Annotated in this window: 15 protein-coding genes and 1 tRNA gene; 12 read left to right on the top strand and 4 right to left on the bottom strand. The window is 70.7% G+C overall.

Annotated features, from left to right (window positions below; genetic code table 11):
• Nucleotides 1-13 precede the first annotated feature (13 nt).
• The 8 genes from DEJ24_RS08590 to DEJ24_RS08555 all read left to right on the top strand — a co-directional run bounded on the left by DEJ24_RS08590 (nucleotide 14) and on the right by DEJ24_RS08555 (nucleotide 9,022).
• Nucleotides 14-1,072 (top strand): aspartate-semialdehyde dehydrogenase, encoded by a 1,059-nt coding sequence (locus tag DEJ24_RS08590; protein ID WP_111078266.1) that lies wholly within the window; start codon nucleotides 14-16, stop codon nucleotides 1,070-1,072.
• Between the two features lie 130 nt (nucleotides 1,073-1,202).
• Nucleotides 1,203-2,690, top strand: coding sequence for a malate:quinone oxidoreductase (locus DEJ24_RS08585; RefSeq protein ID WP_111078265.1), 1,488 nt, complete (start codon nucleotides 1,203-1,205; stop codon nucleotides 2,688-2,690).
• A 46-nt stretch (nucleotides 2,691-2,736) separates the two neighbouring features.
• Nucleotides 2,737-3,900, top strand: a complete 1,164-nt coding sequence (locus DEJ24_RS08580) for an Rv2578c family radical SAM protein (protein WP_111078264.1) — start codon at nucleotides 2,737-2,739, stop codon at nucleotides 3,898-3,900.
• A gap of 172 nt (nucleotides 3,901-4,072) precedes the next feature.
• Entirely contained in the window at nucleotides 4,073-5,389 is a 1,317-nt protein-coding gene (locus tag DEJ24_RS08575) for a sensor histidine kinase (RefSeq protein WP_146242538.1), read from the top strand.
• Nucleotides 5,386-6,600 (top strand): hypothetical protein, encoded by a 1,215-nt coding sequence (locus DEJ24_RS08570; protein ID WP_111078262.1) that lies wholly within the window; start codon nucleotides 5,386-5,388, stop codon nucleotides 6,598-6,600. Before DEJ24_RS08575 ends, DEJ24_RS08570 begins: the two co-directional genes overlap by 4 nt.
• A complete protein-coding gene (locus tag DEJ24_RS08565) occupies nucleotides 6,587-7,288 on the top strand; it encodes a response regulator (protein ID WP_258374615.1) in 702 nt (233 codons plus the stop codon). Before DEJ24_RS08570 ends, DEJ24_RS08565 begins: the two co-directional genes overlap by 14 nt.
• The gene (locus DEJ24_RS08560) at nucleotides 7,288-7,923 is read left to right on the top strand and encodes a thymidine kinase (protein WP_111078261.1); all 636 of its coding nucleotides are present in this window, start codon (nucleotides 7,288-7,290) and stop codon (nucleotides 7,921-7,923) included. The genes DEJ24_RS08565 and DEJ24_RS08560 overlap by 1 nt, the downstream gene beginning before the upstream one ends.
• Nucleotides 7,924-7,981: 58 nt before the next feature.
• Nucleotides 7,982-9,022, top strand: coding sequence for an LLM class flavin-dependent oxidoreductase (locus tag DEJ24_RS08555; protein WP_111078260.1), 1,041 nt, complete (start codon nucleotides 7,982-7,984; stop codon nucleotides 9,020-9,022).
• 264 nt (nucleotides 9,023-9,286) lie between these two features.
• On the opposite strand, the gene DEJ24_RS08550 is transcribed toward DEJ24_RS08555, so the two are convergent.
• The 3 genes from DEJ24_RS08550 to DEJ24_RS08540 form a co-directional block, all read right to left on the bottom strand.
• A tRNA-Pro gene (locus DEJ24_RS08550) sits at nucleotides 9,287-9,360 on the bottom strand.
• Between the two features lie 335 nt (nucleotides 9,361-9,695).
• Nucleotides 9,696-10,649, bottom strand: coding sequence for a metallophosphoesterase (locus DEJ24_RS08545; RefSeq protein ID WP_111078259.1), 954 nt, complete (start codon nucleotides 10,647-10,649; stop codon nucleotides 9,696-9,698).
• A complete protein-coding gene (locus DEJ24_RS08540) occupies nucleotides 10,646-13,282 on the bottom strand; it encodes a transglycosylase domain-containing protein (protein WP_111078258.1) in 2,637 nt (878 codons plus the stop codon). The genes DEJ24_RS08545 and DEJ24_RS08540 overlap by 4 nt, the downstream gene beginning before the upstream one ends.
• Nucleotides 13,283-13,332: 50 nt before the next feature.
• Here DEJ24_RS08540 and DEJ24_RS16880 point away from each other — a divergent pair, with 50 nt between their 5' ends.
• A complete protein-coding gene (locus DEJ24_RS16880; protein WP_166781082.1) occupies nucleotides 13,333-13,491 on the top strand; it encodes a hypothetical protein in 159 nt (52 codons plus the stop codon).
• Nucleotides 13,488-13,949: a RidA family protein gene (locus DEJ24_RS08535; protein ID WP_111078257.1), complete on the top strand. Its 462-nt coding sequence runs from the start codon at nucleotides 13,488-13,490 to the stop codon at nucleotides 13,947-13,949. Before DEJ24_RS16880 ends, DEJ24_RS08535 begins: the two co-directional genes overlap by 4 nt.
• A gap of 79 nt (nucleotides 13,950-14,028) precedes the next feature.
• On the opposite strand, the gene acs is transcribed toward DEJ24_RS08535, so the two are convergent.
• A complete protein-coding gene (gene acs / locus DEJ24_RS08530; RefSeq protein ID WP_181432897.1) occupies nucleotides 14,029-15,978 on the bottom strand; it encodes an acetate--CoA ligase in 1,950 nt (649 codons plus the stop codon).
• A gap of 657 nt (nucleotides 15,979-16,635) precedes the next feature.
• Here acs and DEJ24_RS08525 point away from each other — a divergent pair.
• Together DEJ24_RS08525 and DEJ24_RS16875 are read left to right on the top strand one after the other, a co-directional pair.
• Nucleotides 16,636-17,838, top strand: a complete 1,203-nt coding sequence (locus DEJ24_RS08525) for a TadA family conjugal transfer-associated ATPase (RefSeq protein WP_111078256.1) — start codon at nucleotides 16,636-16,638, stop codon at nucleotides 17,836-17,838.
• Nucleotides 17,835-18,674: a type II secretion system F family protein gene (locus tag DEJ24_RS16875; protein ID WP_181432896.1), complete on the top strand. Its 840-nt coding sequence runs from the start codon at nucleotides 17,835-17,837 to the stop codon at nucleotides 18,672-18,674. Before DEJ24_RS08525 ends, DEJ24_RS16875 begins: the two co-directional genes overlap by 4 nt.
• Nucleotides 18,675-18,698 lie beyond the last annotated feature (24 nt).

Raw genomic sequence — 18,698 nt, 5'->3', positions numbered from 1 at the left:
GAGCAGGAGCACCATGACCGACACCCAGCTGACCGTCGCCGTCGTCGGCGCCACCGGCCAGGTCGGCGCCGTGATGCGCCGTCTGCTCGAGGAGCGCGACTTCCCGGCGGACACCGTCCGCTTCTTCGCGAGTGCCCGTTCCGCGGGGACGAGCCTGCCGTTCCGCGGTCAGCAGATCGTGGTCGAGGACTCCGAGACCGCTGACCCGTCCGGCATCGACATCGCGCTGTTCTCTGCCGGTGCGACCGCTTCCCGCTCGCTGGCGCCCCGGTTCGCCGCCGCCGGCGCGCTCGTCATCGACAACTCGAGCGCCTGGCGACTCGACCCGCAGGTCCCGCTCGTGGTCAGCGAGGTGAACCCGGATGCGATCGACGCCGCCGAGAAGGGCATCATCGCGAACCCGAACTGCACGACGATGGCGATCATGCCGGTCCTCAAGGCGCTCGACACCGAGTCCGGACTGCGCCGCCTGGTCGCGACCACCTACCAGGCGGTCTCCGGCAGCGGGCTCGCTGGGGTCGAGGAACTCCTCGGTCAGGCCCGCGCCGCGCTCGAGCAGGACACCGCGGCGCTCACCCACGACGGGTCGGCCGTGACGTTCCCGGAGCCGGTCAAGTACGTCCGTCCGATCGCCTTCGACGTCATCCCGCTCGCGGGCAGCATCGTCGAGGACGGCTCGGGCGAGACCGACGAGGAGCAGAAGCTCCGCAACGAGAGCCGCAAGATCCTCGCCCTCCCGGACCTGCTCGTCGCGGGCACCTGCGTCCGTGTGCCCGTCTTCACCGGTCACTCGATCTCGGTGCACGCGGAGTTCGACCGTCCGCTCTCGCCCGAGCGCGCCACCGAGCTGCTCGCGGCGGCCCCGGGCGTCGAGCTGTCCGACGTCCCGACCCCGCTGCAGGCGGCCGGGCAGGACCCGACGTTCGTCGGTCGCATCCGCGCCGACCAGTCCGCTCCGGCCGGCCACGGCCTCGTCCTCTTCGTCAGCAACGACAACCTGCGGAAGGGTGCGGCGCTGAACGCCGTGCAGATCGCCGAGGTCGTCGTCGCACGGCGCGCAGTCCGCGCCTGACGCATCGCGGAACCGCACTGACGGCGGCACGTCCGCCGGACGGGAGGCCCGTCACCAGCTGGTGACGGGCCTCCCGTCCGTCTTCGGGCACGGCGGGCCCGTCGTCAGCGGTCGGAGGTAGGCTCGACGGGTGGCAGTGAAGCAGGTGGACCCGATCGATGTCGTCCTCGTCGGGGGAGGGATCATGAGCGCCACGCTCGCCGCGATCATCCACCGACTCGAGCCGGACTGGAAGATCCGCGTCTACGAGCGCCTCGGCTCGGCCGCCCAGGAATCGTCGAACCCGTGGAACAACGCCGGGACGGGCCACTCCGCGCTCTGTGAACTGAACTACACGCCGGAGCTGCCCGACGGTCGCGTCGAGATCGCGAAGGCCGTGACGGTGAACGAGCAGTTCCAGGTGTCGCGCCAGTTCTGGTCGCACCTGGTCGAGGACGGCACGCTGCCCGACCCGAAGAGCTTCATCAACCCGACGCCGCACATCTCGTTCGTCTGGGGTGCGGACAACGTCGCCTACATGCGCGCTCGCTACGAGGCGATGAAGGACCACCCGCTGTTCGCCGGCCTCGAGTACAGCGAGGACGCTGAGCAGATCCGCAAGTGGGCGCCGGCGCTCATCCCCGGCCGCAAGAAGGACCAGCCGATCGCGGCGACGTACTCCGCAGCCGGTTCCGACGTCGACTTCGGTTCGCTCACCCGGCAGCTCTTCGACCAGCTCGAGATCGCCGGGCTCGAGTTCGAGCCGTCCCACCGCGTCACGAAGATCGTCCGCTCGAAGGTGTCCGACGGGTGGGTGCTCGACGTCCGCAACGAGGTCGGTCGCACCAAGCAGCGCATCGCCGCGGACTTCGTCTTCGTCGGGGCCGGCGGCGGGGCCCTGCAACTCCTGCAGAAGTCCGGCATCCCGGAGATCCGCGGGTACGGCGGGTTCCCGGTGTCCGGTGAGTTCCTGCGCACCGACGACCCGGAAGTCGTGCAGAAGCACTCGGCGAAGGTGTACGGCAAGGCGAGCGTCGGCGCTCCGCCGATGTCCGTGCCGCACCTGGACACCCGCATCGTCGACGGCAGCGCCTCGCTGATGTTCGGCCCGTACGCGGGCTTCAGCCCGAAGTTCCTCAAGCAGGGCTCGGTCCTCGACCTGTTCACCTCGATCCGCCCGCACAACCTGCTGCCGATGCTCGCGGTGGCGTTCTCGAACTTCGACCTGGTCAAGTACCTGATCGGGCAACTCCTCGCCTCGAAGCAGACGAAGTTCGACGCGCTCCGCGACTTCATGCCCGCTGCCGAGCCGGAGCACTGGCACCGGATCACGGCCGGGCAGCGCGTGCAGGTCATCAAGCCTGACGAGGACAAGGGTGGCGTCCTGCAGTTCGGGACCGAGGTGATCACGTCGGCGGACGGATCGATCGCCGGGTTGCTCGGGGCCTCGCCGGGTGCCTCGACGGCCGTGCCGATCATGCTGAGCCTGCTCCGCAAGTGCTTCCCGGACCGATGGGACGGCTGGCAGGGCGCGGTGCACGAGATGGTCCCGACCTACGGGCAGGACCTGGGTGACGACGCGGCGCTCGCTGCCGCCACGCTCGACCGCACGGCGGCGGTCCTCGGCCTGCACCGCTGACCTCCGCGGTGTTGCGCCGCGTTCGAACGTGTGTTCGAATGGAGGCATGCGGTGGGACGGACAGGCGATCACGGCCGAGCGGAGCGACATGCTCCCCGGGCTCGAATCGAACAGCGGATTCGTCCGCAGTGTGACGACGCCGGAGTTCGCCGGAGTGACCTTCCACGAGGTCCTGGCCAAGTCCGCGTTGAACAAGGTCGGCGGAGCGGACGGTGGCACCTGGGGGATGACCATCAACCCCTACCGGGGGTGCAGTCACGCGTGCGTGTACTGCTTCGCCCGTCCGACCCACACCTACCTGGAGTTCGACGGCGGCGCGGACTTCGACCAGCAGATCGTCGTCAAGACGAACGTGGCGGACGTCCTGACGCGCGAGCTGGCGAAGCCGAGCTGGGACCGGCACCCGGTCGCACTCGGGACGAACACCGACCCGTACCAGCGCGCGGAGGGCCGGTACCGACTCATGCCCGGCATCATCCGGGCGCTCGCGGACTCGGGGACGCCGTTCAGCATCCTCACGAAGGGCAGTCTGCTCCGCCGGGACATCCCGCTCCTCGTCGAGGCGGCGAAGTCGGTGCCCGTCGACATCGCCATGTCCATCGCGGTGTACGACGACGACCTGCAGCAGTCGGTCGAGCCGGGCACCCCCACGACCTCGGCACGACTGGCGACCGTCCGCGCCGTCCGTGACGCCGGGCTCGACTGCTCGGTCTTCCTCATGCCGGTCCTGCCGTACATCACGGACACCCGGGTTCACCTGCAGGACGCCGTCGGGCGCGCGGCGGCATCCGGTGCCACGAGCCTGATGTACTCGGCGCTGCACCTCAAGCCGGGCATCAAGCCGTGGTGGTACGAGTGGCTCGGCCGCACGCATCCGGACCTGGTCGGCCGGTACCGGGCGATGTACCTCGACAACACGTACGCGCCGAAGGACTACCGGCGCTGGTTGGCGGAGCGAGTTCGACCGATCCTCCGCGAGCACGGGCTGTCGCTCGGACAGGTCGACCCCGCGACGGGCTCGATGGGCTTCTCGGACGACGCCGTCCCGCGCACGTCCGACCAGTCGCCGCTGAAGCGCGCGGACCCCGGGTACGCCCACCGGGCCGAGTACCGGCCGACGAACGGGCAGCGTCCGGTCGTGGTGTCGTCACCGCCGTCGATCCCGCTCCGGCCGGAGCCCTCCGTTCCGGGCGCGACACGGTTGTTCTGAGTCGCTGCCGGTCCAGGATCCCGTGTCCGGGGGACAGCGGAGGGTCGGTGGTCGCCGCTACCATGGTCCGGTCTGCCGCCTGAGGATCTGATCGGGGTACACCACCTCGTGCATCGTGGTTGGATCGGAAGTGGCGCCCCCGCAGCTGAACGGCCTCCCCAACGGTCGTCCGATGCGGAGAGCACTCGCTGGTCGGGTGCTCCGTGACCCATCGACAGCACGGAAGGACAGCCCGGTGCTCGGCATCCCCACGCATCTCGCCCCTCGGGTGAACGCGTGGTCGACCGTGCGCGCCTTCCACGCGGCAGCCATCGGGTCCCTCGCGGCCGCGGCGCTCCTGCTGCTGCTCTACCGACTCGACGCCCCGGACGACCACGTCCTCGGTGCGGTCCTGGCCGTCGTGCCGATGCTCGTGATGATCGGCTTGCACACCCACGTCGGCACCTGGCGCTCCGGTGCGGCGTTCCTCGTCGTCGGCGGGATCTGCGCGTGGTGGTTCGCAACCGTCGTGCAACGCGAACTCACCGACGTGCCCTGGGTGAGCTCGTACCTGCTGTCCCTGGTCGTGGTCCCGCTCGTCCTCATCGGCGGCGCCGGGAGCGGGACCCTCCGGGTCGTCCTCTGGTCGGTCTCCGGGTTCGTCGTCGGACGAGTCGTCACCGCGATCGCGGCCGTGCAGTCCGGTGGGCCGGACCACCCCCTCGTCCTCGCCTGGGTCACGCTCGGTTTCGTGATCGCGCTCGTCGGCGCCGTCAGCCGGTCGACCGCGCGCTCGGAGCGCGTCCAACCCGAACTGCTGCGATCGGCGCGCGAAGAGCACGTCACCGCGTACCGAGCCGGCATCGAAGCCGAGGCCGCCGCGATCCTGCACGACACCGTCCTCAACCACCTCAACGCCATCGCCCTCGCTCCCGCCGGTCCGATGGACGAACACCTCGCCCGCACGATGGAGTCCGACGTCGCGATGCTCACCGGGCGGGCCTGGCTGGCGGGCGACACCACCGCGGCGGACGGTGCCGGTCCGGCCGACGCGACGTCGGACGGAGTGGCGGCGTTCGAGCGCATGCTCGACGAGCAGCGGGCCTCGGGCCTCCAGATCACCGTGACGGGCGACCCCACGTCGGTCGGACGGTTGGACGCGCACGCGATGACCGCGGTCGTCCGTGCCGTCGGACAGTGTCTGGCGAACGTGCTGAAGCACGCCGGCACCGACGCCGCCGAGGTCAGCGTCTTCGACGACGGTGTCGCCTGCACGGTGATGGTCGTCGACGACGGCCGCGGGTTCGACGAGCAGGCGACCGGGGCGGACCGGATGGGGCTCCGCAACTCCGTCCGTGAACGCATCGGGCGCGTCGGCGGTGACGTCCAGGTGTGGTCGTCGCCCGGGTCCGGCACGAGCGTCATGATGAGCGTGCCGTACGCTGCGCCGGTCGGTTCGGCGACGATCCTGCACCTCGCCGGGGACGACGACGTGGAGCGTGCATCGTGAGCGGCGGCCGGAAGGTCGACGGACGCACCGGCGGGAGCCGGACCGCGCAGCAGTACGACCCGCTCGGTGCGATGGGGTCGCGGCCCCTCGCGGTCGTGATCGGCGCCGGCGGGGTGCTCTGGGCGACGCTGGTGTCGCTGTTCGACCGTGACGTCGTCGGCGCCCCGACCGTCAGCGCCCTGACGGTCCTGCTGCTGGCCGCCTCCGCGGTCGTGGTGATCAGTGCCTCCAGCCCGTTCCGTGCGCCGTTCACCCGCTGGGCGTTCGTCGCACACGTCGCCCTGCTCTCCGCCGCGACCGTGACAAGTGCGGCGGCGCAGTGGGGGCCGGACCGCTCCCTGGTCAACGACTTCATGGTGCTGCTCTCCGCGATCGGTATCGTCGCGGTCGCGCCGTACCGACCGTGGACCGATCTCGTGGTCGGTGGGGCCGTGCTGGCGGCGGTCGACGCGGCGACCGCCGGCACGGTCGCGGCCGTGTACCCGGCGGGCGTGCCGGTCAGCGTGGGTGCGTTCCTCGCCGCAGCGCCGACCCTCGTCCTGACCGCCGCGTCGGCCGTGTTCGCGCGGACCTTCGCCGGGTTGGCCGAACGCGTGCAGATCCGCGCCGGTTCCTACTCCGTCGAGCGGGCGGAACGTGACGGCATCACCGCGAGCGTGCAGCAGGACCGGTCCACGATCCTGGCGCGCGACGTCGCGCCGTTCTTCGCCGAACTCCGGACGCGTGCGTCGATCTCCGACGCCGACCGGGAACGGGCCCGTGCGATCGCCGACGGCATCCGCCAGGTGATGGTCGCGGAAGCGGACCGTACCTGGCTCGAGTACGCGGTACGGGTTTCCGGGGACGCCGCGGCGACCGTCCACGACCCCGACGGGCTGGCTGCCGCGATGGACGCTGACCAGCGGACCGTCGTCCGCACGTTCGTGCGGGCCCTGCTCCATGCCGCCACGGTGGACCCGGCCGGCGTGCGCGTCACCGTCGCTCCCGTCGGCGGTCTCGCTCCCGGTCTGGGCGCGGACGGCCCCGCGCTGAGGGCGACGACGAGACCGCGGGTGGCGATGACGTTCGACGTCGCGGTCGCCGACTCGGACGTCGGCATCCACCGGACCTTCGACCCCTACTTCGCCGTCCTCCGCGTGACGTTCCCCGACACCGACGTCGCCGTCCGGCCATCGTCACTGACATTAAGGTTCTCGTATGACCAGCACTGACCCGAACCGGCTCGTGGAGGGCGGTCCGTCGTTGCCGACCCCGGGTGCGCGCCGGGTGCGTCTGGCCATCCTCGACGACCACGAGGTCCTGCTCGACAGCCTCTCCAGCTGGATCGCGGTGAACGCCTTCGACTTCGACCTGGCCCTCACCGCGCACACCTGGCTCGAGATGGTGCACAGCGACAGCTTCCCGACCGACCTGGTGTTCCTCGACTTCCAGCTGAAGGAGCCCGTCTCGATCGAGGCCCGCGTCCGCACCTGCCGTGCCGCCGGCGCGAAGGTCATCGTGCTCTCGAGCGTCGACGCCCGCGAGTCCCGCGACCGGTCCCTGGCCGCCGGTGCAGCTGCCTTCCTGTCGAAGTCGCTGCCGATGCGCGAGGTCATGGACATCGCGCGCGAGGTCATGGGTGTCGCCCGTGAGACTCCCGCACAGCGCGAATGGCGGCCGCTGCCGACCGGGGCGAGCGCTCACCAGCGGCCGAAGCTCAGCCACGGCGAAGAGGAAGCACTCCGCCTCTACGTCTCCGGGTACTCCACGAACGAGGTCGCCGCGCAGATGAACGTGCAGTACGAGACCGCGAAGACCTACCTGCGCCGCGTCCGGGAGAAGTACGCGAAGGTCGGTCGTCCGGCGTCCAAGAAGTCCGACCTGATCCGTCGTGCGGCGGAGGACGGCTTCCTCGCGTAGTGGCGAAGCTCTACTTCCGTTTCGGCGCGATGAACAGCGGCAAGAGCACCGGACTCCTGCAGGCCGCCTACAACTACGAGGAGCGCGGCCAGCGCGTCCTGCTCGCGAAGCCCGCGGTCGACACGAAGGGTGACCGCGAGATCGTCTCACGGCTCGGTGTGACGCGGACCGTCGACGTCGTCCTGCCGGCGGACGCCGACGTCCGGGCTGCCGTCGCCGATGCCGGTGCGACCGACCCGGAGTCGGCGCGCCTGGACGGCATGGTCCGACCGGTCAGCTGCGTGCTCGTCGACGAGGCGCAGTTCCTCACCCCGCGTCAGGTCGACGACCTGCTGCGCATCGCCGTCCTCGACCAGATCCCGGTCCTGGCGTACGGCATCCGCACCGACTTCCGCACTGAGGCGTTCCCGGGCAGCCGACGTCTGCTCGAGGTCGCGCACTCCCTCGAGGAGCTGAAGACGATCTGCCGCTGCGGACGGAAGGCCGTCTTCAACGCGCGGAAGATCGACGGGCAGTTCGTGTTCGACGGGTCGCAGGTCGCCATCGACGGCGCCGACGTCGAGTACGAGTCCCTCTGCGCCAACTGCTACCTCACGGAGTCCGGCGGGCGACTGGACGGCGAGACCGGGCACTGACAGCGGGGCCGGACGGGAGGCGCGGAATGGTCGCGGGTCGTCCCACGTTGGCTTCGTCATGAGCGACGCACCCCTGCACCTTTCCGTCCTCGACCTCGCCACGCGCGAGTACGGCCAGTCGAACACCGAGGCCCTGCAGGGCTCGATCGACATGGCCGTCCGGGCCGAGCAGCTCGGCTACGAACGCTTCTGGGTCGCCGAACACCACGGCATGCCCGGGATCACCTCGTCGGCACCCGCCGTCCTGCTCAGCGCCGTGGGAGCTGCCACCTCCACCATCCGCATCGGCTCCGGTGGCGTGATGCTGCCGAACCACGCACCCCTCGTCATCGCCGAGCAGTTCGGCACCCTGCGCGCGCTGTACGGCGACCGCGTCGACCTCGGCATCGGCCGCGCACCCGGGACGGACGGTGCGACGGCGATGGCCCTGCGTCGCACGGACCGACTGGACGTCGACGACTTCCCGCAGCAGCTCGCCGACCTGGTCGGGTTCTTCACCGGCATGGAGGAGTCGAACCCGCTCTCCAGGATCCGCGCCGTCCCCGGCTACGGCGACGTTCCCGAGTTCTGGCTGCTCGGTTCCTCCGGCTACAGCGCACAGGTCGCCGGTGCGCTCGGGATCGCCTTCGCGTTCGCGCACCACTTCGCCTCGGACAACACCGAAGCAGCCCTCGCGCTCTACCACCAGTCGTTCCGACCCTCCCGCTTCCGGTCCGAGCCGCTCGCCCTGATCGGCGTGCAGGTCGTCACTGACGAGGACCCGGGCGTGGTCGATGAGCAGAGTGCCCCGGGCATGATCTCGTTCATCCGGATGCGTCAGGGGACGAAGCCCGAGCCGGTGTCGATGGACGAGGCCCGCGCCTACCAGTTCTCGGACCTCGAGCGTCGGTTCATCGCCGCGCGCACCGAGCGTCAGGCGTACGGCACGCGGGACGAGGTCGCGGCGAAGATCAACGACCTGGTCGAGTCCACCGGTGCGGACGGCGTGATCGTCGCTCCGGGAGCGGCGCAGTCGCGTTACCGGCACCAGGCGCTCGAGGTCGTCGCCGGACTGCACGCCGAGGGGCGGCTGGTCCGCGCGGGCGTCGCGGTCGGCTAGGGAGCGGGTTCGCCGGGTGCGGGCAGCCTCCGCGCGGATCCGTCGTGTTGCAACCGGTTCGCGCCGCGGGAGACCGTGGTGCGGACCGGTTCTCGTTGTGCGGCGGCGGAGGCCGAGGCGGTGCCGGGGCGATGGCTCCGGCGGGAGGTCCGGACCGACCCCTGGGATGCAGAACGGCCCTGGAACGCAGAACGGCCCTGAAACGCAGAACAGCCCGGGGATACAGAACGGCCCTGGTTCCGAGTGGAACCAGGGCCGTGGCTGTCGGGGTGACAGGATTTGAACCTGCGACCTCGTCGTCCCGAACGACGCGCGCTACCAAGCTGCGCCACACCCCGCGGTGTGGTCACTCCGTTCCCGGAGCAACCCCAGAAGTCTACCCGATGTTCGGGGGTGCTCACGACCACGCTGTACCGGCCGGGCGCGTCGCGGTCCAGCTGCGACGAGGCGGGTCGAGCCGCGCCTCCAGTCCGTGCCGCGCGGCCGGTCGCGGTCCCCGCGGACCGGTGCGGGGATCCCGGACGCGAAAGCGACAGAACGGCGCCGCCGTACCGCGCACATCTGTCGCTTTCGGCCAGTGGACTACAACGCGCACGACTCCGCGGAGGCGCCGACGGGTGCCGGAACGTGTGCGCGGGAACGCCGAGGCACAGCGCGACGTGTCGGCGCGGCGTCAGCCTCGGGCGGTGAGGGTGACGACGACGGCCTCGGGCCGCACCGCGAACCGGATCGGGGCGTAAATCGAGGTCCCGAGACCGGCCGAGACGTTGAGCCATGACCAGTGCGTGCGGTTCTGCCACTGGTGCAGACCGCTGGCGTACCGACGGGGGAGGTCCGAGTTCGTGACCAGTGCCCCGATCCCGGGGACCGCGACCTGGCCGCCGTGGGTGTGTCCGGCGAACACGACGTCCGCACCCTGTGTGACGAAGGCGTCCAGCACGCGGCGGTACGGCGCGTGCGTGACCCCGATGGAGACGGGGGAGGGGCCGGATTCGTCCTCGGACCAGGGGACCTCGGAGCGCATCTCGTCGACGTTCGCCGGCAGCAGGTCCAGGCGGTCCCAGTCCCGGTGCGCGTCGGAGGTGCCGAAGAGCTCGAAGCGTGAACCGCGGACCTCGATCGCGCGGGCTTGGTCATTGAGGTCGAGCCACCCGAGCGACTCGAAGAACGCCGTCTGCCGGTCGACGTCGAGCCGGACCGGCTGGGTCTCCGGCCGCATCGAACTCGGGCCGGAGAGGTACTTCACGGGGTTGCGCGGCGACGGCGCGAAGAAGTCGTTCGAGCCGTACACGAAGGCACCGGGGACACCCCGGAACGGCTCGAGGGCGTACTCGACGGCAGCGTTGGCGGTCTCGTGCCCGAGGTTGTCGCCGGTGTTCACGATGAAGTCCGGCTCGACCAGGCTGAGATCGCGGATCCACTGCTGCTTGTCGGCCTGCCACGGCGCCATGTGGATGTCGGAGAGGTGCAGCACCGTCACGTCCCGAGAACCCGCGGGTAGGACGGGGACGGTCTCCCACCGGATACCGAACCGTCGACGCTCGACCAGTGACCCCCACGCAGCAGAGGCGACGCCAACCGCGGCACCCGCGGCCAGGACGCCGAGGGCGCCGCGGCCGCGCGTCATCGGCAGGCCTTCGGAGCCTTGCCGTCCTTGTTGCCGAACAGCTTCAGGGTCACGCCGCTGCCCTTGGCGACAGCGGTCCCGGCGCCCGGGGCGATCGCCGCCACGGTGCACTCGTTCTTGCCGTCGCCACGCTCGTAGTCGCCGGCTATCGCAACGTTCGTGAACCCGGCCCCCGACAGTTCGGAACGAGCGTCGTCGACCTTCTCGCCCCCGACGTCGGGCACCGAGGCCTGCGAGCCGTCCGTGGTGAAGACGGTCACGCTCGAGCCCTTGGAGAGCTGCAGACCCGCCGCGGGGCTCGTGGTGGAGACCGTCCCCGCGGTCCCGCCGCCTGCCTGGACGCCACCGTCGACGTAGGTCAGTCCTGCGTTGGCCAGCGCCGCTCGTGCTGCGTCGGGTGTCTGACCGGCGACGTTCGGGACGGTGATGCTGTTGCCGCGGATCGCCGCTGCGGACGGGGTCTCGAACTGACCGCCCGGGTACTGGGTGTTCGCGACGGTCTGGGCCTGTCGCCAAAGTGCCGTACGGGAGCCGGCGTAGGCGCCGTTCGGGCCGTAGACGAACCGGAGGTTCTGCTTGCCGACCGTGTTGCCCAGCCAAGCAGCGGTCGCGACCTTCGTCGACGCACCGACGATCCAGATCTGGTCGGCGTCGTCGGTCGTGCCGGTCTTCGCGAACTCGTCGTAGCCGTCGGGGGTGCGACCGCCGGGGGCCGTACCGATCGTGAGGACCTTCTTGAGCGCGAAGATCGCGGTCGCGGTGACCTGTGGGTCGACGGCCTGCGTGCATTCCTTCGGCTGGCCGCCGAGCGACTTGCCGTCCGCGTTCGTCACGTTGTCGATCGCGATGGGCCGGCAGAAGTTGCCCTTGTTGGCCAAGCCGGCGTAGGCAGCCGCCATGGTCAGCGGAGCGATGTAGTTCGTGCCGAGGACGAACGAGGCGTTCGTCTTGACTGCGGAGGTCGTGGGCTTGGACATGTCGTCGGCGTACTCGGTGGAGGTCGCACGCGGCTTCGCGAGGTGGACACCGAGGCTCTCCGCGGTCTTGCGGATGTCACAGAAGTCGAGTTTCTGGGCCATCTGGACGTAGGAGTTGTTGATCGACCGGTAGGTGGCGTTCTCGACGGTCATGTTGCCGCCTTCGCCGGGGGCGTCGTTCCGCACCGGGTAGTTGACGTTCAGCGGAGCATCGCACTGGGTGAAACTCGAGAAGGTGCGCGGCGTGCCGTTCACGATCTCCTGCAGGCCGTGCCCGTTCTGCAGCCAGTTCAACAGGGTGAACGGCTTGAACGTCGACCCCGTCTGGAAGCCCTCGCCACCGCCGTACTTCTGGTCGACGCTGAAGTTGATGCCGGTGTCGGTGGCCGGCGCGCAGGCGTTGGGGTCAGCACCCTCCGTGCCGCAGGCGGCGAGCTGGTTGTAGTTCTTGTTCTGCACCATCGTCAGCACGCGACCGGTGTCGGCCTCGACCGAGTTGAGGACGCCGCCCAGGGCGAACCGGGACTCGGTGTTCGGGGCGTACGCGTTGATCAGGTCCTTCTGCGCGTTGTTCAGGTCCAGGTTCAGCGTGGTCTGGATCGTGTAGCCACCGTTGCGCCAGGCGGCGTCGCGCTGCTTCTGCGTCGCGCCGAGCTGCGACATCTCCTTGACTACCTGCACCGCGTAATCGCAGAAGAACTGCGCGCCGTTGCCCGCCGCGGCCTTGCAGCCCTGCGTCGGGTCGGTCAGGTGCACGTAGTCAGCCGGCTTGGACTTGATGGCCTCGTCGAACTGCTTCTCGTCGATGTGCTTCTGCGCGTACATCGACTTGAGGATGACGTCACGTCGGGCGACGTTGGCGTCGTAGAACTTGGGGTCGGACAGGTTGCGGGTGTTCGGGGACTGCACGATCGCCAGGATCGACGCGCCCTCGGCCGGCGTGAGGTCGGTGGCGTTCTTGCCGAAGTAGTGCTGGGCTGCCGCCTGGACGCCGTACGTCTGGTCGCCGAAGAAGGCGATGTTGAGGTACCCGGTGAGGATGTCCTTCTTCGAGTACTTCTTCGCGAGCCCGATCGCGAGCTTCATCTCCTCGAGCTTGCGGGAGACCGAGACCTTCGTCGCCTCGTTGTAGGCCTTGAGGCGCTCCTCCGGGGTCGGGAGCTCGAGGGCCTGCTGCATCTTGATGTTGCGGACCAGCTGCATGGTCAGCGTCGAGCCACCGCCCGAATCGCCGAGGCCACCGCCGGCGACCGTGCCCACACCGGCGCGGACCAGCGAGGTCATGTCGACACCGCCGTGGTCCCAGAAGCGCTTGTCCTCGCCGTCGATGGCTGCGTTCTTCAGGTTGTCGCTGATCTGGTCGAACTTGAGCTCCTGGCGGTTCTGGTCGTAGACCGTCGCCAGGTGCACGGGCTTGCCGCCCTGGTAGGCCAGGACCTCGTTGCGCTGGGGGAGGTCACCGAGCTCGATGTACTCGGGCAGGGACTCGAACACACCGATCGTCGAGGTCGTCGTGACACCGGCGACGGCGATGGCCGGCGTGACACCGATGGTGACGAGCAGACCGGCGAGCGCGCTGAAGCCGACGAAACCGATGAAGGCGCCGACTGCGGAGACGGGCTTGGTCCGACGGGCAGACGTCTTCTGGGCAGACATAGGATGCAGCCTAAACGACACCTCGGACTGAAAGGCTGGCAAGGAACCGCATGCGCCGCTGGGAATACCTCACGACTCCGTTGATCATCCACAACACCACTGCCATCCTCAACAACTTCGGTGACGAGGGCTGGGAGCTGGTCCAGGTCGTCACCGGCCCCGAGGGCGGCCTGGTCGCCTACCTGAAGCGTCCGAAGGCCGACGCGTGAGCATCGCGGACCGCCTGCGCGAGCTCGGCCTCACGATCCCGGCCGTCGCGGCCCCGGTCGCCGCCTACGTCCCGGCGGTCGTCTCTGGCCGTCACGTCTTCACGGCGGGGCAGCTGCCCTTCGTCGACGGCGCCCTCCCGGTCACCGGCAAGGTCGGCTCGGAGGTCGACGCCGCGACCGCGACCGCGCAGGCACGTCAGGCCGCGCTGAACGGCCTCGCCGCCGTGCAGAGCGTCGCCGGGTCGCTCGACCGGGTGGCGAAGGTCGTCAAGGTGACGGTCTTCGTCGCCTCGGACCCGTCGTTCACCGGTCAGCCCGGGGTCGCGAACGGTGCCTCGCAGCTCGTCGGCGACGTCTTCGGTGCAGCGGGCGTCCACGCCCGGAGTGCTGTCGGCGTCGCGGTGCTGCCGCTCGACGCACCCGTCGAGGTGGAACTGATCGTCGAGTTGACGGACTGAACCACCGGCGGACGGAAGCCGTCCGCGGACAGCAGGAGAGCCTCCAGACCGACCGGCCTGGAGGCTCTTCCTGCGTCAGCTACATCAGTTCCGCGATGGTCGCCATGATCGTCGGGTCGGCCAGCGTCGTCGTGTCACCGATGCGGCGGCCCTCGGCCGCGTCGCGGAGGAGGCGCCGCATGATCTTGCCGGAGCGCGTCTTCGGCAGCTCGGGGACGATGACGACCTGGCGTGGCTTCGCGATCGGGCCGATCCGTTTGCCGACCCAGTTGCGGAGTTCCGTCGCTGCGGAGTCGCGGTCGACGTCGGCGGCTGCTTCGGCTGTGAGGATCACGAACGCGACCACGGCCTGCCCGGTCGTCTCGTCGGCGGCACCGACGACGGCCGCCTCGGCGACACCCTCGTGTCCGACCAGCGCCGACTCGATCTCGGCGGTGGACAGACGGTGCCCGGAGACGTTCATGACGTCGTCGACGCGCCCCTGCACCCAGATGTCGCCCTGTCCGTCGAGTCGGGCCCCGTCGCCGGCGAAGTACTTGCCGGGGAACCGGGACCAGTAGGTCTCGACGAACCGGTCCGGGTCGCCCCAGATGCCGCGTGCCATCGACGGCCACGGTTCGGTGATGGTGAGGTAACCGCTGCCACCGGGGTCGACGCGGTGTCCGTCGTCGTCGACGATCTCGGCGACGATGCCCGGCAGCGGCGTCTGGGCCGCACCGGGCTTGAGCTTCGTGACGCCGGGCAGGGCGGAGATCATGATCCCGCCGGTCTCGGTCTGCCACCACGTGTCCACGATCGGCGTCCGGTCGTGGCCGATGACCTGCCGGTACCACTGCCACGCCTCGGGGTTGATCGGTTCGCCGACGCTGCCGAGCAGGCGCAGGGTCTCGAGGCTGCGTGCCTCCGGGATCTGACGGCCGGCCTTCATCGCCGCGCGCACGGCCGTCGGAGCCGTGTAGAGGACGGTGACGCCGTACGCGTCGACCAGGTCCCACCAGCGGCCGGGCTTCGGCTCGTCCGGCGTGCCCTCGTAGAGGACCTGCGTCACGCCGTTCGCCAGCGGGCCGTAGACGACGTAGGTGTGCCCGGTGATCCAGCCGATGTCGGCGGTGCACCAGTACACGTCCTTCTCCGGGTGCATGTCGAACACGTTCTTGTGCGTGTACGCCGCCTGCGTCAGGTAGCCGCCCGAGGTGTGCACGATGCCCTTGGGCTTCCCGGTCGTGCCCGAGGTGTACAGGATGAAGAGGGGGTTCTCGGCGGGGAAGGCCTGGGCCTCGTGCTCCGGAGCGGCGGCGGCGAACTCGTCGTGCCACCAGCGGTCCCGGTCGGTCCAGTCGACGTCGTTGCCGCCGCGCTGCACCACCAGGACGTGCTCCACGCTGGCGCTTCCCTCGCCCTGCAGGGCCTCGTCGACCGCCGGCTTGAGGGGTGAGACGGCGCCACGTCGCCAGCCGCCGTCCGCCGTCACGACGACCTTGGCGCCCGCGTCCTCGATGCGGGCGCGCAGGCTCTCGGCGCTGAACCCACCGAAGACGACGGAGTGGATCGCGCCGAGGCGTGCGATGGCCAGCATGGTGACCACGGCCTCCGGGATGAGCGGCAGGTAGACGACGACGCGGTCGCCCTGACCCACGCCGAGCCCTTCGAGCATGTTCGCGGCCCGCTGGACGTCCGCGGTCAGCTGCGCGTACGTGATGGTGCGGGTGTCGCCGTTCGCCCCCTCGAAGTTGATGGCGACGCGGTCACCGTTGCCGGCGCGGACGTGACGGTCGAGGCAGTTCTCGGCGACGTTCAACTCGCCGTCGGCGAACCAGCGGGCGAACGGTGCTGCCGACCAGTCGAGCGCGCTCGTGAACGGCGTCCGCCAGTCCAGCAGTGCTCGGGACTGCTCGGCCCAGAAGGCCACACGGTCGGCGCTGGCCGCGTCGTGCAGGCCGCTGTCGGCGACCGCGTCGGCCACGAACTCCGGGGACGGCGGGAAGGTCGTCTGGTCGTCGTGGATCTGGTCCTGCTGCGGCATCGTCATCGATGTCCTCTCGTCTCGTCCGCCCGGGGCGCGGTCGGACCCACCGAGGCAGTCGACGACCGGGCGCCTACGGAGACTACTCCGGGCGTCACCGCCGCCGAGGCGCCGGTGGACAACTCGGTCACCGGGAATGCTCGGGTGCAGCCTCGCGCAACCGGGAGGCCGATCCACGCGCAGGATCGCGTTCTCCGGTCAGCGGTGTCATCGCATCCCGTTCCTGGGGTACAGTTGTTCCCGCCGGGCTCGTTCCCGGTGGCGCCGGTCAAGATTCCCCCCAATCCGCCGGTGTCCTGGCGGCACCCGTTCCCCCCAACAGGTGCCGCCTCTTCTTTTTCCCGTGGTTCCCTCATGTGTGACGGTGCCCACGCGGCGGGTCCGACCCCGCTCGATCCGCGGCGGGACGCGGAACGGTGAACAGAACGGTCCATCGACGCAGGTGCTCGCCGCGTCCTGGTGAACCTGCGGACAGCGCGGTCCGTGCCCGTCGTGTCCCCCTCTTGGCCGACCGTCGGAGGCTCCGCAGCGTGCTGCATGCGACGGGGTACGGCCGACGAGATCGGGGTACAAGTCCGGCACGATCGGGCCCGCCGGATGCGTTCTCCACCGACCCGGTCTGGAGGCCCGCCCGCCGTCGACCACGCCCGTACCGTCCTCGACATGCACCGGCATCGCGCACCGTTCCTGCCCGGCACACCACGACCGGACCACCAGCGGCAGGCTGCGTCACTCGTCGACTTCGAGGAGCTCGCGCCCCTCGTCGCCGACGACCGTGTCACCGACGTCCTGGTGCTCGGGGGACGCGGGGTGTGGACCGACCGCGGGACGGGCCTCACCGCGGTCGGCGGACTCGTCCTGTCGGAGACTCGGGCTCGCGACCTCGCCCGTTCCCTCGTGGCCCGCGGCGGTCGGCACATCGACGAGACCACGCCGTGTGCGGACGTCCGACACGGCGACGGCATCCGCGTCCACGCGGTCCTCGCTCCGGTGAGCGTCCGCGGCACGGCGATCTCGATCCGGCTGCCACAGGACGCGCTGCCGAGCATCGACCGGCTCGTCGGCGGCGGGTTCTTCGAGCGGGTCCCGCGGACCGTGGTCGACCGCGCCGTGCAGGAACGACGGAACGTCCTGGTCACCGGAGCGACCGGCAGTGGCAAGACGACCCTGCTCGCGGCGATGCTCGGCCTGGTCCCGACCGACGAGCGGATCGTCACGGTGGAGGACGTCGCCGAACTCCGGATCGACCACCCCCACGTCGTCGCGCTCGAAGCACGACAGGCCAACGCCGAGGGTGCCGGCGCGCTCGGCACCGAACGACTCCTCCGGGAAGCGCTGCGGATGCGGCCCGACCGGATCGTCGTGGGGGAGTGTCGGGGCGCCGAGATCCGGGAACTCACGTCGGCACTCAACACCGGGCACGACGGGGGAGCGGGGACGGTCCACGCGAACGGGGTCGGCGACGTCCCGGCGCGGCTCGAGGCGCTCGGGGCGCTCGCCGGTCTCACCCCGGAGTCGCTCGCGCGGCAGGCGGCGAGTGCGTTCGACCTCGTCCTGCACGTGGAGCGTCGGAACGGCGTGCGGCGGCTCGCCGAGGTGGGGCGCTTGGGGGTGGACCGGCAGGGACGGCTCGAGGTCATGCCGTTCTCGATCGGGGCATCCGGGGGACTGGGGATGCCCGGCCGGGAACGGGCGCGACGGGCTCGCGCGGTGCCGGCGGGTCCCCCGGGGGCAGCTGGTGCGGGTGGCGACGGCGACAGCGAGCGGGGAGACAGCGTGATCGCGGGTGGCCCCGGTCCGGTCGGCTCGGCGATCCGCGGTCCCCGTGCCGCCGGCGGAGCACATCGACGGACCCGCGGAGCGTGACGCGGACGGACGACGCGCTCGCCGCGGCGCGGGCGTTGGACCGGGTCGCCGTGCTCGTGTCCGCCGGCGTCCCGCCGTCCCGGGCCGTGGCACTCGTGGCCGGATCCGGGCAGGGAGCGCGCACGGTGTCGTCCGGAGGTCGTCCGGAGATCGACGGAGTGCTCGCCGTGGCGGCACGGACAGGAGCGCCCGTCGTGCCCGCACTGCGGGCGCTCGCGGGGTCGTTGCGGGACCGGGCTGCGGCGGAACGAGCGATCCGTACGGCGACGGCCGGGCCACGGGCGAGCGCCAGGGTGGTCCTGGCGCTCCCGGCGTTCGGCGTGCTGCTCGGTTCGGCATGGGGCGTCGACACCGTCGGGGTGCTCACCGGGACGTCGGTCGGGTGGTGCTGCATCCTCGTCGCTGTGGCCCTCGTGGTCGTGGCCGCGCGGTGGAGCCGCCACCTGCTTGCCGAGGCCTCCGACAGCGGACCGGCACCCGGCCTCCTGCTCGAGGTCTGGGCCGTCGCGCTGTCCGGAGGCGGCGCGTGGACCGACGCGGCGCACACCGTCGAAGCGGTCTACGGCGACCGGGCCTGGCCCGACGCGGACCGGGAGTGCCTGGTCGAGACCCTCGCCCTGGCCGACCACGCGGGGGTCCCGGCGGCCGGTCTCCTGCGTGCCGGCGCCGTCGACCGTCGTGCCGATGCAGCCGCCGAGGGCCTGGTGCGTGCCGAACGACTCGGGGTGCGACTGGTGCTGCCGCTCGGCGTCTGCGTGCTGCCGGCGTTCGTGTCGGTCGGGGTGGTGCCCGTCGTGCTCGGCATCCTCTCCTCCACATCCACAGGCCTCCGTTGAACTCTGCACGGACCCGTCGGCTGG

Source organism: Curtobacterium sp. MCPF17_001 (genome assembly GCF_003234615.1).
Classification (GTDB): Bacteria; Actinomycetota; Actinomycetes; order Actinomycetales; family Microbacteriaceae; genus Curtobacterium.
This window is presented reverse-complemented; position numbering and strand designations above follow the sequence as displayed.

Excerpts from the sequence above, each read along its gene's own strand:
- DEJ24_RS08590 (WP_111078266.1), top strand. The coding sequence starts at position 14 with ATGACCGACACCCAGCTGACCGTCGCCGTCGTCGGCGCCACCGGCCAG.
- DEJ24_RS08580 (WP_111078264.1), top strand. The coding sequence starts at position 2,737 with ATGCGGTGGGACGGACAGGCGATCACGGCCGAGCGGAGCGACATGCTC.
- DEJ24_RS08575 (WP_146242538.1), top strand. The coding sequence starts at position 4,073 with ATGCGGAGAGCACTCGCTGGTCGGGTGCTCCGTGACCCATCGACAGCA.
- DEJ24_RS08565 (WP_258374615.1), top strand. The coding sequence starts at position 6,587 with ATGACCAGCACTGACCCGAACCGGCTCGTGGAGGGCGGTCCGTCGTTG.
- DEJ24_RS08555 (WP_111078260.1), top strand. The coding sequence starts at position 7,982 with ATGAGCGACGCACCCCTGCACCTTTCCGTCCTCGACCTCGCCACGCGC.
- DEJ24_RS08545 (WP_111078259.1), bottom strand. The coding sequence starts at position 10,649 with ATGACGCGCGGCCGCGGCGCCCTCGGCGTCCTGGCCGCGGGTGCCGCG.
- DEJ24_RS08540 (WP_111078258.1), bottom strand. The coding sequence starts at position 13,282 with ATGTCTGCCCAGAAGACGTCTGCCCGTCGGACCAAGCCCGTCTCCGCA.
- DEJ24_RS16880 (WP_166781082.1), top strand. The coding sequence starts at position 13,333 with ATGCGCCGCTGGGAATACCTCACGACTCCGTTGATCATCCACAACACC.
- acs (WP_181432897.1), bottom strand. The coding sequence starts at position 15,978 with ATGACGATGCCGCAGCAGGACCAGATCCACGACGACCAGACGACCTTC.
- DEJ24_RS08525 (WP_111078256.1), top strand. The coding sequence starts at position 16,636 with ATGCACCGGCATCGCGCACCGTTCCTGCCCGGCACACCACGACCGGAC.